The organism is Leucobacter sp. NPDC015123, assembly GCF_043080205.1.
Classification (GTDB): Bacteria; Actinomycetota; Actinomycetes; order Actinomycetales; family Microbacteriaceae; genus Leucobacter; species Leucobacter aridicollis_A.
In genome coordinates this window covers 189,347-204,974 of sequence record NZ_JBIBVH010000004.1, presented here as the reverse complement: position 1 = coordinate 204,974, position 15,628 = coordinate 189,347, and the positions used below count along the sequence as shown (strand labels likewise).

The 15,628-nt window shown below is 66.3% G+C and carries 12 protein-coding genes; 8 read left to right on the top strand and 4 right to left on the bottom strand.

The annotated features are described in order from the left end of the window. Positions 1 to 188: 188 nt before the first annotated feature. Entirely contained in the window at positions 189 to 1,019 is an 831-nt protein-coding gene (locus ACF07D_RS09985) for an SDR family oxidoreductase (protein WP_391504808.1), read from the top strand. A 154-nt stretch (positions 1,020 to 1,173) separates the two neighbouring features. On the opposite strand, the gene ACF07D_RS09980 is transcribed toward ACF07D_RS09985, so the two are convergent. The 3 genes from ACF07D_RS09980 to ACF07D_RS09970 form a co-directional block, all read right to left on the bottom strand. Then, on the bottom strand, positions 1,174 to 1,404 hold the full coding sequence (locus ACF07D_RS09980) for a hypothetical protein (protein ID WP_391504807.1): 231 nt from the start codon (positions 1,402 to 1,404) through the stop codon (positions 1,174 to 1,176). Positions 1,405 to 1,483: 79 nt separating this feature from the next. Beyond that, positions 1,484 to 2,017: a hypothetical protein gene (locus ACF07D_RS09975; RefSeq protein ID WP_391504806.1), complete on the bottom strand. Its 534-nt coding sequence runs from the start codon at positions 2,015 to 2,017 to the stop codon at positions 1,484 to 1,486. Positions 2,018 to 2,135: 118 nt separating this feature from the next. After that, positions 2,136 to 7,307: a DUF6531 domain-containing protein gene (locus ACF07D_RS09970; RefSeq protein WP_391504805.1), complete on the bottom strand. Its 5,172-nt coding sequence runs from the start codon at positions 7,305 to 7,307 to the stop codon at positions 2,136 to 2,138. Between the two features lie 310 nt (positions 7,308 to 7,617). On the opposite strand from ACF07D_RS09970, the gene ACF07D_RS09965 reads away from it, so the two are divergent. The 6 genes from ACF07D_RS09965 to ACF07D_RS09940 all read left to right on the top strand — a co-directional run bounded on the left by ACF07D_RS09965 (position 7,618) and on the right by ACF07D_RS09940 (position 13,311). Next, on the top strand, positions 7,618 to 8,547 hold the full coding sequence (locus tag ACF07D_RS09965; protein ID WP_391504804.1) for a VOC family protein: 930 nt from the start codon (positions 7,618 to 7,620) through the stop codon (positions 8,545 to 8,547). Positions 8,548 to 8,679: 132 nt separating this feature from the next. After that, complete coding sequence (locus tag ACF07D_RS09960) at positions 8,680 to 9,465, top strand: enoyl-CoA hydratase-related protein (protein ID WP_255808068.1); 786 nt, start codon at positions 8,680 to 8,682, stop codon at positions 9,463 to 9,465. A gap of 62 nt (positions 9,466 to 9,527) precedes the next feature. Then, positions 9,528 to 10,592, top strand: a complete 1,065-nt coding sequence (gene argC, locus ACF07D_RS09955; RefSeq protein ID WP_391504803.1) for an N-acetyl-gamma-glutamyl-phosphate reductase — start codon at positions 9,528 to 9,530, stop codon at positions 10,590 to 10,592. Next, positions 10,589 to 11,782, top strand: a complete 1,194-nt coding sequence (argJ, locus tag ACF07D_RS09950; RefSeq protein ID WP_391504802.1) for a bifunctional glutamate N-acetyltransferase/amino-acid acetyltransferase ArgJ — start codon at positions 10,589 to 10,591, stop codon at positions 11,780 to 11,782. Before argC ends, argJ begins: the two co-directional genes overlap by 4 nt. Before the next feature lie 7 nt (positions 11,783 to 11,789). Beyond that, on the top strand, positions 11,790 to 12,695 hold the full coding sequence (argB, locus tag ACF07D_RS09945; protein ID WP_391504801.1) for an acetylglutamate kinase: 906 nt from the start codon (positions 11,790 to 11,792) through the stop codon (positions 12,693 to 12,695). Next, positions 12,670 to 13,311 (top strand): hypothetical protein, encoded by a 642-nt coding sequence (locus tag ACF07D_RS09940; RefSeq protein ID WP_391504800.1) that lies wholly within the window; start codon positions 12,670 to 12,672, stop codon positions 13,309 to 13,311. Before argB ends, ACF07D_RS09940 begins: the two co-directional genes overlap by 26 nt. A 55-nt stretch (positions 13,312 to 13,366) precedes the next feature. Here the strand turns inward: ACF07D_RS09940 and ACF07D_RS09935 are convergent, their stop codons facing one another. Beyond that, complete coding sequence (locus tag ACF07D_RS09935) at positions 13,367 to 15,001, bottom strand: class I adenylate-forming enzyme family protein (RefSeq protein ID WP_391504799.1); 1,635 nt, start codon at positions 14,999 to 15,001, stop codon at positions 13,367 to 13,369. A gap of 221 nt (positions 15,002 to 15,222) precedes the next feature. Between ACF07D_RS09935 and fdxA the strand changes: the two genes are divergently transcribed. Then, a complete protein-coding gene (gene fdxA / locus ACF07D_RS09930; RefSeq protein ID WP_119284215.1) occupies positions 15,223 to 15,543 on the top strand; it encodes a ferredoxin in 321 nt (106 codons plus the stop codon). Positions 15,544 to 15,628 lie beyond the last annotated feature (85 nt).

Genomic DNA, 15,628 nt, shown 5'->3' with positions numbered 1-15,628 from the left:
CTCCGACAGCACGTCGGTGCGCACCCCGCTGTGGGCGGGCCAGGCATTCACTGCCAGGCCCGCCCACGGTGCGTTGCGGCAGCAACGCGGGACGTAGCGCGGCGGGGAGACCGGGCGTATCCTGGGCCCAACGGACGACGCTCGCCTGCACGCACAAGGCGAGCTACCGAGGCAGCGGAGGAGGGCTTATGCGGATCGCAGTAGCAGGCAGCACTGGCACAGTCGGCGCGCATGTCGTGCGCCAGGCGCTCGCCGCCGGGCACGACGTTCTCGCCATCTCGCGAAACCCGGGCGTGCCCTCAGGCGCAGACTCGCTGGGCAGCGGGGCCGGCAGCGCGCAGGGGGAGGCGTCGGCTTCGCCGGCCGTCGCGCCTGGGGCGCTCACCGCGTTCGCAGCCGACCTCACCGGGCAAACCGCGCCTAGGCTCGACGGTGTCGACGCCCTGATCGATGTGTCTGCAAGCGGCAAGCTCTCTGGGGCCGAAACGTTCTTCGGCTCGGTGACGGAGAACCTGCTGCGAGCCGCCACCGCCGCTGAGGTGAACCACTACGTCGCACTGTCGATCGTTGGGGCCGCTCAGCACCCCTATGGATACTATGCGGGCAAGGCGCTGCAAGAACGGCTCGTGAGCGAGGGCCAGGTGCCGTGGACGGTGCTTCGTGCGACGCAGTTCTTCGAGTTCGCCGAGCAGAGCGCGTTCAGCGTCGGCAAATGGAGCGCGATCGTGAAGATGCGCACCAGGCCCGTCGCCGCGGCGTCCGTAGCGCGACGGCTGCTCGAGCTTGCCGTTGGCGAGCCGCAAGGGTTCGCGCGCGACCTCGCCGGGCCCGACGAGTTGTGGCTCGCAGACCTCGGCCGGATGGTGTTCGAGACGCACGGGCTTGGCCAGACAGTCATTGAGCTCCCGCTCCCTGGAAAGTTTGGCAGGGCGGTACGCAGCGGCGCATGCCTACCGGGCGCAGACGCCATGATCGACAGCGTGAGCTACGAAGACTGGCTCGTCGACGGGGCGCGGTGAGGCCACTGCCGCCGCCATTGGCGCGGCGCTCACCATGTCTTACAGAGCCGTACTGAGTCGCCGCCTTCCTCCCACGGAGAGAGGGCGTTGTACGCGTTGACGCAGTTGACGGACAACGGCGCAAGGTAGAGGATGACCTTTGGGTATGCCCGGCTCAGCCTGTCGGGGCGACTCTGCCGTCGTACCGGCGCTCCAGCGCATCGTCTGCGTAGAAAGGTGCGTCAACGAACGTCACCGTTGGCTGCCCTGGCAGGTCTGCGGCAATCCAGGTTCCGACGAGGAGGCTTCTGTCAGAAAACGACTTCAAAGAGTGGCCCTCGCAACTTGTGAGCAAGAGCACCACGGGGATTGCAATCGCGGCCAGCAGTAGCCGAATGTGCTTCATCTCGTTGCCTCCGTGAGCGTGTGGGGCTGCTCCCGTTCACCCTGAGTGTGCTCGGGGCTCTGCGCCTGTGCTCCACGCATCAACTCACACGACCTTCGAGACCGAGCGTCTCGCGGAACTCAGCGAGGAGGCGTTGCATGTACTTTTGGGAGTACGGAATCATGCACAGTTTTCCTGGGCTGAACATTGTGAGGCTGAGCCGGTGAGGCGTATCTGTCTCGTCTCGGATCGTGAATGACATCACCTCGCGGTCTGGGCCTGAGGCGAGCGTGCGCCGTTCGAGTCGGATATCGTCGATTCGGTCCGCGGGGAGGAGAGCGATGCGGTCACTGAAGCGCCGGTAGACGTGGAGTCCATTTGCTGCGGCACCGAATGAGACGACCGCGTGGCTGGGCTTCGGGAACGAATGTGAAGCTCCGAGAATGGTAAGGACTTCGTTGCCGTCCTCCGCGAGCCCAACAATGTGAGCTACGGGCGCGTCAGGGCTTTCCGTCAGGAGGCCTCGCAGACGTCGGTGGCCTGGATACCAGAAGAAGACCATAGTCACCGTTATAAAGACCCCAATGAGCACCCCGAGGAGCCCGAACAAACTGTATCTAAGTTGGGAGCCCACGGGCGCGTTTATGGCTCCGGTGATCAGCCGGATAGTGGAGAGCACAGCCACGCCCCCTACAGAGATCCACCAGATCCGCCTCTTCCACAGGGACTCGTTCTTATTTTGCACTGCGTTGTCATCTTGCATTTCTGCGGTCCTCTGCTAGTTGCCCTGCTCCGACGATTGCCGAGACGGCGCTGACTTTGTAGTCGACGACGCCGACAACGCTCTTGTAATTGGATGCGAAGGCTTTGGGGATACGGGCGATCTTGCCTACCGGTGTGAGGTTTAGCGCAGCTAGAGCTACCCCGGATGCGGATGAGAAGGACGCCGGGTCTGCAGCTAGCTCCATAGTCGTGGAGGCGAGACCGGTACCAAGAGATACAGCACCCAGCCCTGCGGCAAGTGGCGGGAAGCCAGCAGTGGCCAACGCTGCAAACCCGGTCAATGCCCAGAGTCCGGCCAGAATTGACCTTGTGGCCCGCCCGGCGTCCGACCGCGCCCATTCTCCGAACCCTGACCATAAGTCTCCGGCTGCCTTCGTGACGCTGCTCCAGCCGTCGCTGATGCCGTTTCCGAGCTTCTCCCAGAAACCGGGCTCTTTTGCAGGCTTAAGGTCTTTGTCGGTCACCGGTGACAGCCCGAGCGGGTCGAGTGCGTGGAGTGGGTCGTTGCCCGCGTACGCGTATGGGTTGCCCGCCCAGCCGGCACCTGTCACGGGTGCGAGCGGGTCGATGCTGAGAAAGCCGCGGGAGACGGGGTCGTAGGCGCGGGCGCCCATCCATTCGAGGCCCCCGATCGTTGGGACACCGTGGCCTGTCACACCGATGCCGGGAGTGCTCGGTGTGCTGAGCTGGAGTGTGCCGGTGATGCCCCACGGGTTTACAGGGTCGGTGTGGCGTGTCTGCCGCCACCCGGTAGGGGAGAGGGCTGAGCCGAGCCCAGTGTAGCCGCCGGCCGCAGCGTAAACGGGGTCGCCCCCTAAGCGGGTCAGAGCGGGGAGGCGCGCGGCGCTGTCCCAGGAGAGCGGGGCGCCGTCGATTTCCGCGAGCTCGCCGTAGCCGTCGACCCAGAGCCTGTGCGTGGTCGTGCCGTCGGTGATCGCAGAGAGCCAGCCGCGCGAATCCCACTCGTAGCACCTCTCGCCGTCGGGCCCGGCCTCGCGGATGCGCCTGCCCGCGCCGTCATACGCGTAGCGTGTGGCTGCGCCGTCGGCAGCGGTGCGCATGCTGAGCTGGCCGGCAACGTCGTACTCGTACCGAGCCTCGCCAGTGGCGTCGCGCTCTCGCACCATGCGCCCTGCGTTGTCGTACTCCCACTCGTGGAGCGTTTTGGCGCCGGCCACGTCGACGCGCTCGGCGCGCACGAGCTGGTCGGCCCCGTCGTACCCGTACACGGTTGACCCGGCAGGTTCAGCGATCTTCGTGATGCGGCCGTCGCTCTCGCGGCCGATCTGAGTCGTCTCGACGCCGTCGGGCGAGGTGACTGTGTGCGCGACGGGGTAGCCGTTCTCGTACTGCCAGGTTTGCGCGGTGTCGCTGGCGACCGCAGCGACGAGGTTGCCGCTCGGGTCGTAGTCGTAGCTGATCGCCCCGAACGCAGAGTGTTCGACCTTGGTGAGCCTGCCAGCCCCATCATGTTCGTACTGCACCTTGTCGCCAGCCGGGGTGACCATACGTGTTCTCAGCCCGTCGCCGTCGTACTCCCACCTGGTGGTGTTGCCGTCGCGGGTGCGCTCGATCATGCGGCCGAGGCGATCCCGCACGATCCTGTGCGAGACGGGCGCAGGGCCCTGGCCCGTGTGATCGGTCGCGGTCACCGTGCGAGCGCGGTGGTCGGTCTGCGCCGCGGTGAGGCGCGCGCCCTCCGCGAGAAGCCCGCACGGCTGCCCGTCTGCGTCGTACTCCCATGCCAGCACGCGCCCGTCGGGGTCGGTCTGAGTGAGGGGCTTGCCGGCAGCGTCGTAAGTGCCAGTGGTGACGCGGCCGAGCGGGTCGGTGAGCGTCGCAACCCGGCTGAGCGCCGTGTAGGAGCGGCGGGTGACGCCGCCAGCCGGGTCGGTGATCGCGATGAGCCGCCCGAGCGTGTCGTAGTCGTAACGCGTCTTGCCGCCCGCACCGTTCACGGCGGTGACGAGCTGGCCCGCTGCGTCGTACACGAACTTTCGCTGCCCGAACCTCGTGTCCTGCGCAGCGACGAGCCTGCCCGCGAGGTCGTAGCGGTACCTGCCGACGCCCACTCCCGGCAGCCGCTCGGCGGTCACCCTGCCGCACGCGTCATACTTCACGTCTGCGACGTCGCCGTCAGGCAGGCGCCGGCGCACCACGCGCGAATCCGCGTCGTACTCGAGTTCGGTGCGCGCCCCAACACCGTCGACCATCGCAGCGGGGCGGCCGCACTCGTCGTATTCGAATCGCGTCTCGCGGCCAGCTGGCGTTACCTGCAACACCACGCGACCCGCCGCATCGCGCACGAAGCGAGTGAGCCCGCCGTCAGCGTCAAGTTCCTCTATCACGCGGCCGCACAAGTCGTACACGGTGATCGACGCGGCCTCGTCTGCGCCCGAGCGTCGTACCGGGCGGCCGAACTCGTCGAACTCGGTGACGGCACGGGTGAAGGCCGACGTTGCGGTCTCGGTGCGAGCGCCCCGGTCGCGGCTGAAGCGTTTCGTCACCCCTGCCGGGTCTATCGTCGCGGCGAGCTCACCCGTCGGGGAATACTCGTGCCGCCACGACCCGCCATCCGGGTCGACGACCTCGCGCAGCCGCGAGAGGCCGTCGTGCCGAAGTAGCCAGCTCGCACCGTCGGGTAGCGTCAGTTCAGACGGGTTGCCGAAGGCGTCAAACCGCTGCTCGACGACCCGGCCGAGCGGGTCGCGCACCCGCGCGAGGTCGCCGTGCTCACCGTACTCGTACTCGGTGCGCGCGTCAGCAGGGTCGATCTCCGCGCGCAGCTGCCCGCCGCGCGAGTATTCGTAGCGCCACACCGCCCCATCAGGATCCACCCGCCGCGTCACATTCCCCGCGGCGTCGTACTCCCACGTTGTCGTCGCCCCGGAGGGGGACACGACCTTCGTTAATCGACCCGCGTCGTCTCGGGTGAACCGTGTCTCATTGCCAGCAGCGTCAACGCTTGCGGAGAGATCGCCGCGCTCGTCGTACCTGAGCGTCAGGGACACGCCAACGGCGTCGACGATGCGAGTGAGGAGCCCCCGCTCCCATGTCAGGCGCGTGACGCCGCCCAGTGGGTCGGTGACCTTGCAGGGGTGCCGATCGGCGGGGGATGCGTACGCGAACTCCGTGACCGCGGGAGCCTGCGCCCCGGCGTGCTCGTCGGCGTCTGCCGGCGCGTGCTCCCGAGCGGCGGGCGCGGCAAAGCTCGTCGCGACGGTCTTGGTGAGGCGATCCTGATCGTCCCACTCATACGCCGTATCGCCGCCCTCGGGCGTGACCGTGCGCGTGCGGCGGCCGCGCGCGTCGACGACGTGCACGGTGGTGGCGCCGTCGCGCTCGGTCACCGACACGAGATTGCCGTGCGCGTCGTAACTCATCGACTGCCGGTGCCCGTCGGTGTCGGTCACCCCGACCAGGCGACCGAGTCGGTCGGCGACCCACGAGTTCGACTGCTCGCCGTCGCTGTCGGCGACCACAGTGACCCTGCCTGACAGGTACGAAAACAGCATGTCGCGGCCATGCGGAGTGCGTTGCGTGACGACGCGCTTTTTCGCGTCGTACGTGTTCACGCACTCGATGACGCCGCTCGCGCCGGTCACCTCATCGACGAGGCCGTCCTCGTTCCAACCGTACGAACGGCTGCCTGCGGGGGAGACAGCCTCAACGAGCCTGCCCGCATCGTCGTATCGGAACTCGGTGTGCCGCTCGTCGGGCCCTGTGACCCGCGCCGGGCGGCCCGCTGAGGCGTCGTACGCCACCGCGATTCTGCGCCCGAGCTCGTGCGCGAGCGCAGACACCCGGCCGGCGCCGTCGCGCTCGACCCGCACCGAGGTGCCGGGCCCATTGCCGGTGCCGAGCCACACACCCGCACGGGTGAACGCCCACCACTCGCCGGCGTTGTCGCGAACGACGAGCCAGGGCGATGCTGGCTCCGCTGCCGCAGCGTCGCTGCCCGAACCGTCTCCAGCAGGATCGCCGTGCTCCTCAGCAAGCCAGTAGTTCGCGTGGAGCGCCCGACCCCACCCGGCACCCTCGCGAGGAAAGAACAGCCTGCGCCCGTCTGCAAGCACGAACTCCGCCCGCTCGTCGCCGAGCTCGAGCCGCACGTCAAGGGTGGAAGACCAGCCGCGACCGAACGCGCCGCCGTCTGGATCTTGTGAGTTGTACATGCGCGTGAACACGAGGTTCGCAGCGATACCGGTGCCTGCGCAGTCGGTCTCGGGCTCGATGAAGTTGCCTGTCGCCGTATTCACAGGGTCGGCGGCGTAGCCGGTGCCTGGCATCGTTCCGAACGTCTGCGGCGGCTGTAGATCAAGCCCCGACCGTGTCGGGAACAGGCCCGCGCCCGACAGTGCGGCAGCGATCGCGCTATCGGCGAGCCTGTGAATTCCACCGGATCCGCCTGCCCGCTCGAACTCTGTCGCGAGTCGTCCAAGCCACAGCCGATCGGTCGTGTTTGCCTCGTACCAGCGCTTGATGCTCGAAAACAGATTTCCGTCTGCAATGTGACCCCACCCGTGCGTGCCCGAGTTGAACGCCGACCACGCGCGCTGTAGCGCAGGAACCGGCGACTGCGGCGCCTGTGCGGAGGCAAACCTGCGGAGGTTTCCGGGTCGCGCCGACGTCGAACCGCCCGCGCGGTGTGAGCCGGCAGACCCGGGATCGCGCTGCTTCAACGACACGCTTGCCGATGACGTCGCCGGGGCGCTACCCGGGCTGAACGGAACGAGTGACTGAACTTCAGCCGCACTCGGCTGGCGAGGGAACATGGTTCCGAAAGCCTGCTGCTCCTCACGATACTGCTGCTCAAGCTCCGCGCACTTCTCGGCCCGGTCTGCCCGAACCTTTGCCCGCCTGGCGTTCTCCTCTTTCGCGCTCTCGACGAGCGTCTTCACCTGCTGCCGCATCTGCTTCAGACACGTCGTGATGTTGTGGCCGTCGGTGCTTGCCCAACTCACGTGGTCGCGGAACACCTGCGCAAACACTCCCGAGAAGTCCATCTGTGCCTGCCCTGCCTGCGACACGAACGCCGCACGATCGGACTCGACGAGCACCGCAGCTGAGCTGAGTTGGGTCACGAGGTCGTTCGCACTCGCGAAGTCGAATTTCAGGGGCTGGGGGCCAAAATCTCTCATCACGGGTCGGTTCACCTGTCCGTCGATCGCATGCAAAGGGATGTGTCGGTGCTCGCCTCTCGGCGTGCAGCACCGACGGAGTGTTCCGCATGTAGGCGCATCTTTTCCTACAGTGTGCGGCCACTCGTTTTCACAAAATGAATGTTTGGTATCGGGTTCGAGTATAGCGCTGCCTGCGGAGTTCGTCGCGACACTCCCGTGCAACTCTGCGGCGGAGCCGCGATGACTCATCTTTTGCTGTGAAGTTCCAACGAAGAGGAGTAGAGTCTCCCGCACCACGACTCACGCCCCCAGAAAGCCAGGTGGAGAGATGACCCAGCAGATCGTTCCGAACATCTGGTGCAACCGCACCGCAGAAGAGGCCGGCGCGTTCTACGCCACCGCGTTTGAAACCACGGGGTTTCAGGCGAGTTCGGCAGTCACTGCCCGCTATCCGGCCGAGGGGCTGCTCGACTTCCAACGTGACCTCGCGGGGGAGGCGCTCGTCGTAGACCTTCTCATTGCGGGCACCCAGCTCGCGCTCGTGAACGCCGGGCCCGAGTTCTCACCGAACCCCTCGATCTCGTTCATGGTGAACTTCGATCCGCTGTTCTTCGGCGGCGATGTCGACGCCGCGAGGCGCGGACTCGACACCCTGTGGGCGAAGCTCAGCGACGGCGGTACAACGATGATGCCTGTCGACGAGTATCCCTTTGCCGCCCGGTACGGCTGGGTGCAAGACCGGTATGGGGTGAGCTGGCAGCTCATGCTCACGCGAGCAGAGGGAGAGCCGCGTCCGCTCATCATCCCCGCGCTGATGTTTGACGGGCCCGCGCAGAACCGTGCCGCAGAAGCGGCGGCGCACTACGTGTCGCTGTTCGCGGGCCTGCCTGGCGGCAGCGAGGTCGGCGCCCAGTGGCCCTACGGTGCCCCCACAGGAAACGCGACTGCCGAAGCGCTCGCGTTTGGTGAGTTCAGGATCGGTGACCAGTGGTTCATGGGCTCAGACAACGGCTCTGGCGTCGACCACGGCTTTACGGCCGGCGTCTCGCTCCAGGTGAACTGCGCCGATCAGGCCGTGATCGATGCGCTGTGGGAGGGGCTCTCTGCGGTGCCCGAGGCGGAGCGGTGCGGATGGCTCGTCGACAAGTTCGGGGTCAGCTGGCAGATCGTGCCCGCGAACCTTGGGGAACTCATGGAGCACGAGGGGGCGTATGAGCGACTCATGCAGATGAAGAAGATCGTGATCGCAGAGCTCTGAGCCGGCCCGTCGCCGTCTCGCTCCGGCCGATGCGACCGAGAGGGGTGCTGCCGCGTGTTGTGGAGAACGAGCGAGTGGGCGCTCGCACGCGATAGCGTTGGGGAACTAGTCACGGACACGGATGGAGTCAGAATGTCAGAGCAGACGCAGTACACCGCAATCATCGCCGAGACCCACGGGCGAGTCGCGACAATCACGCTGAACCGCCCCGAAGCGCTGAACGCGCTCAGCAACACGCTCATCTCCGAGCTCGTCGATGCGGCAACGAAGTTTGATGCCGACCCGAACATTGGCGCCATCGTCATCACCGGCTCCGAGCGCGCTTTCGCCGCAGGCGCAGACATCAAGGCGATGCTCGAGCTTGAGTACTCCGATGTGCTTGCTGGTGGGCTGACCTCGACATGGAACGGCTTCGAGCAGATGCTCACCCCGACAATCGCAGCGGTCTCTGGTTTTGCGCTCGGCGGCGGGTGCGAGCTTGCAATGATGTGCGACATCATCATCGCGGCCGACAACGCGAAGTTCGGCCAGCCCGAGATCAACCTCGGCGTCATCCCAGGTTTCGGTGGCACGCAGCGACTGCCGCGCGCGATCGGGAAGTACAAGGCCGCCGACCTCGTGCTCACCGGCCGCATGATGGGGGCTGAAGAAGCGGAGCGCTCGGGGCTCGTCTCGCGGGTCGTTCCGGCAGCCGAGCTTCTCGAGACCGCGGCGCAGGCCGCCGAGTTGATCGCGTCGAAGTCGCGCCCGGCGGTGCAGGCCGCCAAGAGCACCCTGCAGGCAGCCGAAGAGTCGTCGCTCGCCGAGGGCCTCCGCCTCGAGCGGACCGCGTTCGCCGCGCTGTTTGCAACGGAAGACCAGAAAGAGGGAATGCGCGCGTTCGCGGAGAAGCGCGAAGCGAACTTCAAGCACCGGTAGCGCGAGCGGTCTGGCTCCGACGTTCGAGGTGCCAGAATAGAGGTGCGCGAGAAAGGGTGCAAATGACGTACAGTGTGGCGGTCGCCGGAGCGAGTGGGTATGCGGGAGGCGAGCTGCTTCGTCTGCTTGCAGAGCATCCGGAGTTTGAAATCCGAACGGTGACTGGGCACTCGAATGCGGGCAAGCCGCTCATTTCCTCCCAGCCCCACCTGCGCTCGCTCGCGCACCTCACTCTGCAGGAGACAACACCCGAGGTTCTCGACGGACACGACGTCGTGTTCTTCGCCCTGCCCCACGGCGCGTCTGGCGCGCTCACCGCGCAGCTCACAGACGTGCGACTCGCGATCGACTGTGGCGCCGACCACCGGCTCACCAGCGAGTCAGACTGGGCGGCGTTCTACGGTGGCGAGTACAACGAGGCGTGGGCGTACGGCGTGCCCGAACTCATCGTGGCGGGCGGGCCGGGCGAGGCCGCGACCCGTCAGCGCGCACGGCTCGCCAGCGCGACACGGATCGCGGCCCCAGGCTGCAACGCCTCAACTGTCTCGCTCTCGCTCGCCCCGGGCATCGCCGCCGGTGTCATCGAGCCGCAGGACATCGTGACAGTGCTTGCCGTTGGCCCCTCGGGTGCGGGCAAAGCAGCACACACCCACCTCCTCGGAGCCGAGCTCATGGGCACGGCAAACCCGTATGCTGTCGGCGGCACGCACCGCCACATTCCTGAGATTCAGCAGGCCCTCCGCGGCGCCGGGGCCGCAGCGAACCCGACGTTGAGTTTCACCCCCGTGCTTGTGCCAATGAGCCGCGGAATACTCGCGACTTCGACCGCGCGCATCACCCCGGGAACGACCGCCGCCGACGTTCGCGCGGCGTGGGAGACCGCCTACGCAGACGAGACGTTCGTGCATGTGCTCCCCGAGGGCGTGTTCCCCCGCACCGCAGACACGATCGGCGCGAACACCTGCCTCATGGGCGTCGCAATCGATGAAGCAGCTGGCCGCGTCGTCGTCGTCGCCGCCGTCGACAATCTTGCCAAGGGCACGGCCGGCGCCGCGATCCAGTCGGCAAACATCGCCCTTGGCATTCCCGAAGCCACCGGCCTGAGCGTGAATGGAGTCGCCCCGTGACCGTAACTACCCCAGCAGGATTCCGTTCGGCAGGCATTACTGTCGGCCTGAAAACGTCGGGAAAGCCCGACCTTGCCCTCGTCGTGAATGACGGCCCGGCCCCTGCAAGCGCAGTCGTGTTCACATCGAACCGCGCGCAGGCAAACCCAATCCTGTGGAGCCGCAAGGTTGCGCAGAATGGCGCGGCTCGCGCCGTGATCCTTAACTCGGGCGGTGCGAACTGCTTCACCGGAGACTTCGGCTACGAAACAACCAGGCTGACCGCCGAGGCAGTTGCGCGCGAACTCGCAGCCGAGCCGCAGGGCGTCGTGCCAGCCGAGGTGCTTGCAGATGGAGCAGAGCGCGTGCTCGTCTGCTCCACCGGGCTCATCGGAACTGGTGACCAAGCCTTCCGCGACAAGATCGTTGACGGCGTTCCTGGCCTCGTCGCAGCGCTCGCCGCCGACGATGCCACCGCGCCCGCCGCGATTCTTACCACCGACTCTGTCGAGAAGACCGCGGTGCACGAGGGCGACGGTTGGACAATCGGCGCGATGGCGAAGGGTGCCGGAATGCTTGCGCCAGGGCTCGCGACAATGCTCGTCGTCATCACGACCGACGCCAAGCTCGACGCCGAAGTGCTCGACGCTGCGCTTCGCCGCGCGACAGGCGTAAGCTTCGACAGGCTCGACTCCGACGGCTGCATGTCCACGAACGACCAGGTCACGCTGCTCGCAAGCGGGGCATCCGACGTGACGCCCGACGTCACAGAGTTCGCGGCCGCGCTCGCGGGTGTGTGCGACTCGCTCGCCGCGCAGCTGCAAGCCGACGCCGAGGGGGCGAGCCACGACATCGACATCGAGGTGCGCGGCGCCGCGAGCGTCGAGGACGCGGTCGAGGTCGGCCGGTCGGTCGCGCGCAACAACCTGTTTAAGGCTGCGATCTTCGGCAATGACCCGAACTGGGGCCGCGTGCTCGCCGCGATCGGCACCACCGATGCCGCATTCGACCCGTATGCGGTCGACGTGAGCTTTAACGGTGTGCGGCTTTGCCACGCCGGCGCGCCAGACCGTCCGGTTGACGAGTGCGACCTGACGCCGCGGAAGACGCACGTCGAGATCGACCTGTTCGCCGGCACATTCTCTGCGACTGTGCGCACGAACGACCTCACGCACGACTACGTGCACGAGAACTCGGCGTACTCGAGCTAGGGGAGCAATGAGCGACGTCACCATTCCACTTGACCGCGAACGGGCGGCCGAGAAGGCCGCCGTGCTCATTGAGTCGCTGCCGTGGCTGAAGAAGTTCCGTGACCGCATCATGGTCATCAAATTCGGCGGCAACGCCATGATCGATGACGCCCTGATGACGGCGTTCGCCGAAGATGTCGTCTACCTTAGGCACACCGGCATTCGGCCCGTAATCGTCCACGGGGGTGGGCCGCAGATCAACCGCATGCTCGACAGGCTCGGCATCGAGAGCACCTTCGAGGGCGGCTATCGCGTCACCACGCCCGAAACAATGGACGTCGTGCGCATGGTTCTCACGGGCAAGGTGAACCCCGAGCTTGTCGACGAGATCAACGCGCACGGACCGCTCGCCTCAGGAACGACTGGAGAAGACGCGGGGCTGTTCATTGGCCGCCGGCGCCCACCCATAGAGGTCGACGGCAAGCTCGTCGACCTCGGCCGGGTTGGCGACATCGTCGGAGTGCGCCCTGAATCGGTGCTCGCAGCGCTCGACGCCGGGCTGATTCCCGTGGTCTCGTCCATTGCTCCGGACGTCGACAACCCCGGCGAGTCGCTCAACGTGAACGCTGACGCGGCAGCGTCGGCGCTCGCATCAGCGCTCGGCGCCGAGAAGCTCGTGATCCTTACCGACGTGGCCGGTCTCTACTCCGACTGGCCAGATCGCGACTCACTCGTCTCCTCGATCACGGTGGCCGAGCTCGAGGCGCTCCTGCCATCGCTCGAGTCAGGCATGATCCCGAAAATGCGGGCCTGCCTCGATGCCGTCAAGGGCGGGGTGCCCAAAGCTGCCATCATTGACGGCCGCGAACCGCACTCAGTGCTGCTCGAGATCTTCACGGAGCAGGGCATTGGCACGGAAGTTATCGAGGGCTAGCCACCCACTCCATCGCTCGGGCCTACGCTCGAGCGACATCGCCGCCGGCCTGGCAGTCGCCACGGCCGGCGGCTTTGTATGTGCAACCAGTGTCGGCTCCGGCATCGCGGCCCACGCGAGCAGCCGCGAGGTCGCAGCGTGGCTCCTCACGCTGCTCGGCTACACCGGGTTCGTGGTCGGCGGGATCGCGCTGATACGCGCCGACCTGCTCACGCACACGCTCCCCAACCAGACCGTGGCCGCGGTCGCGCTGTGGACGGCGGGTGCCCTGTCGATCGCGAGCGTCGCGCTCGGAGAATGGGCAGCGCTCGGTGCGGCGTGGGGCGCCGCAATCGCGACCTTGGCTGTTGCATTTGTGTGCTGGTGGGCTACCGCAGGCGCGCTCGGTGGGGGAGACGCCAAGCTGCTCCCGATCGCGGTGTTCGCCACAGTCTGGGCGGCGGGGGCTGGCGCGGTTCCGCTCTCGGTCGGACTGTTTCTGATGCTCCTGGCGGGCGCGTTCGGGCTGGCAGGCCTCGTCGCGCTCATCCGACGGAGACGAGAGTTTGCGGCCGGCCCAGCGATCTTCTGTGCCGCAATAGGCGGGGTGGCCCTAGCTCCGGTGCTCGCCGTCTGACTGATCTCGGCGACCGCGCTGGACGTGGGCCCGCCGTAAGCAGTACGTCATTGCACTATTCGCTGCGGAGGTCTCGTCGCCTGATCTTGCCTGTCAGAGTCTTCGGAAGCTCATCGACGAACTCGACTCGCCGCGGGATTTTGTACGCCGCGAGACGCTCGCGGGCGAAGGCGACGAGTTCGTCCTGGCTGACGGTAGATCCCTCGCGCTTCGACACGAATGCGACCACCGTCTCGCCGCGGTACTCGTCGGGCGCGCCGACGACGGCGACCTCGCGCACTGCAGGGTGCTCATAGAGCGCATCCTCGACCTCGCGCGGCCACACCTTGTAGCCTGACGAATTGATCTGATCCTTGATGCGGTCAACGAGATACACCCAGCCCTTCTCGTCGATGATCGCGACGTCACCGGTGAGCAGCCGACCTCCCGGGAACGCGGACTCGGTGGCCTCGGCGTTTCTCCAATACCCGACCGCGAGCTGATCCGCGGCAAGTTCCAGCTCGCCCGGCGACCCTGCAGGCACTGCGGCTCCCTCCTCATCGAGTACGCGCAGCGACACGCCCTGCATCGGCTTGCCGATTGAGAGCGTACCCGTCGGCTTGTGAACGGGGGCGCGTTCGCCAAGAGGCACCCCGATAATCCCCGCGTTCGATTCGGTGAGACCGTAGGCGTTGAGGATGTACTGACCAAACCGGCGCTCGAACGTGGTGACCTTTGCTGGAGGAACTGGCGCGCCCCCGGTGAATAGCTGGCGCACGCTCAAGAAGTCCCGTGCGCTGGCGTCAGGTAGCTCAAAGAGCGCCGTGTACATCGTGATGGGCGCCACAGCGAGGGTGGCCGCATGCCGGGAAAACGCCTCGAGCGCGACGTCGGGCCGCGGTCGATTGAGAAAAATGAGGCTCCCGGGGGAGAGCAGCATGCCGAGACAGATGCTGACCGAGCCAGTGATGTGGAACAGCGGAGCGAGGGCGAGCATTCGGTCGTCGTGATCAACGACGGCCCACTCGCCGAAGTTCAGCGCGGCGACAAGGAGCGACCGATGCGTGGCCATCGCCCCCTTGGGCGGCCCCGTCGTGCCCGACGTGTAGCTCAACATTGCGATGTCTTCGGGCTCACGCTCCGCAGGATCGGGACTTGAGCCGGCGAACTCTGCGAACGCGTTCGCGAGCGTATCGGTTGTGAATGGGACAGCGCCGAGCTCAGCATCATCAGGTTGTGTGGGGAACACCCGCGGGTCGTTCTCGTGCTGGAACTGGGTGTCGTTGGCGCTGAGTACCCAGGCTAGGTCCGTCTCAATGGCGGCCGCCGCCGCGATCCTGATCGTCTCGGGCGCACAGATCAGGCCGACGGCGCCTGACGAGGCGAGCACCGTGTGCAGCTCTCGCTCTCGGTACATGGGATTGATCGGAACGACGATGCCGCCAATGTGCCAGATCGCGAGCATGGCGATGGGGAAGTGCGGGATGTTTTGCAGGGAAATCGCGACGCGATCACCAGCCTCGACACCGTGGCTTTGCAGCGACGCTGCGAGAGCGAGGCTGAGATCGTTGACCTCGGAGGTGGTGAGTGTCCCGTCGAAGTACGTGATGCAGAGACTCTCAGGGGAACGCGCAACCCGGCCCTGCCACGCTGCGGGGAGCGTGCGTGGCAGGGCCGAGGGCGGTGAAGAAACTTGTGTGTTGATGCTCATCGAGGACTCCATCGTCGCCGGATCGTTATGGTGTGCGACTGATGCCGCGCACCACGGGGTTCGTCGTGTTTTTTTTAGACAAATGTCTACAACCGCACTCTATGTCGTGCCGGGCGCGCGGGCAAGTGGTCGCCACGCGGCAACGTCCACACGTGCGGGGAATCGCGCACTGACGCCGGTAGGATGGAGTGAGTGGTTTGACCGAGTGAAAGGCGGGCACAGTGACATACGTAATTGCTCTTCCCTGCGTCGATTTGAAGGATCGCGCCTGTGTGGATGAGTGCCCCGTCGATTGCATTTACGAGGGCGATCGGATGCTCTACATCCACCCCGACGAGTGTGTCGACTGCGGTGCGTGCGAGCCGGTGTGCCCGGTTGAAGCGATCTACTACGAAGATGACCTGCCCGGTGAATGGGCCGAGTATTACAAGGCAAACGTCGAGTTCTTCGACGAGATCGGATCGCCCGGTGGGGCAGCAAAGGTGGGAGTCTACGACTTCGACCACCCGATCGTGGCGGCCCTTCCACCGCAAGAGCAGTAGCCGCTCTCACGGGCGATTCGAGCTCCCTGCGAGCTCGCGGTTTATCGTGGGAGCTCGCAGCGAGAAAGTCACCAAATCGCTGGCA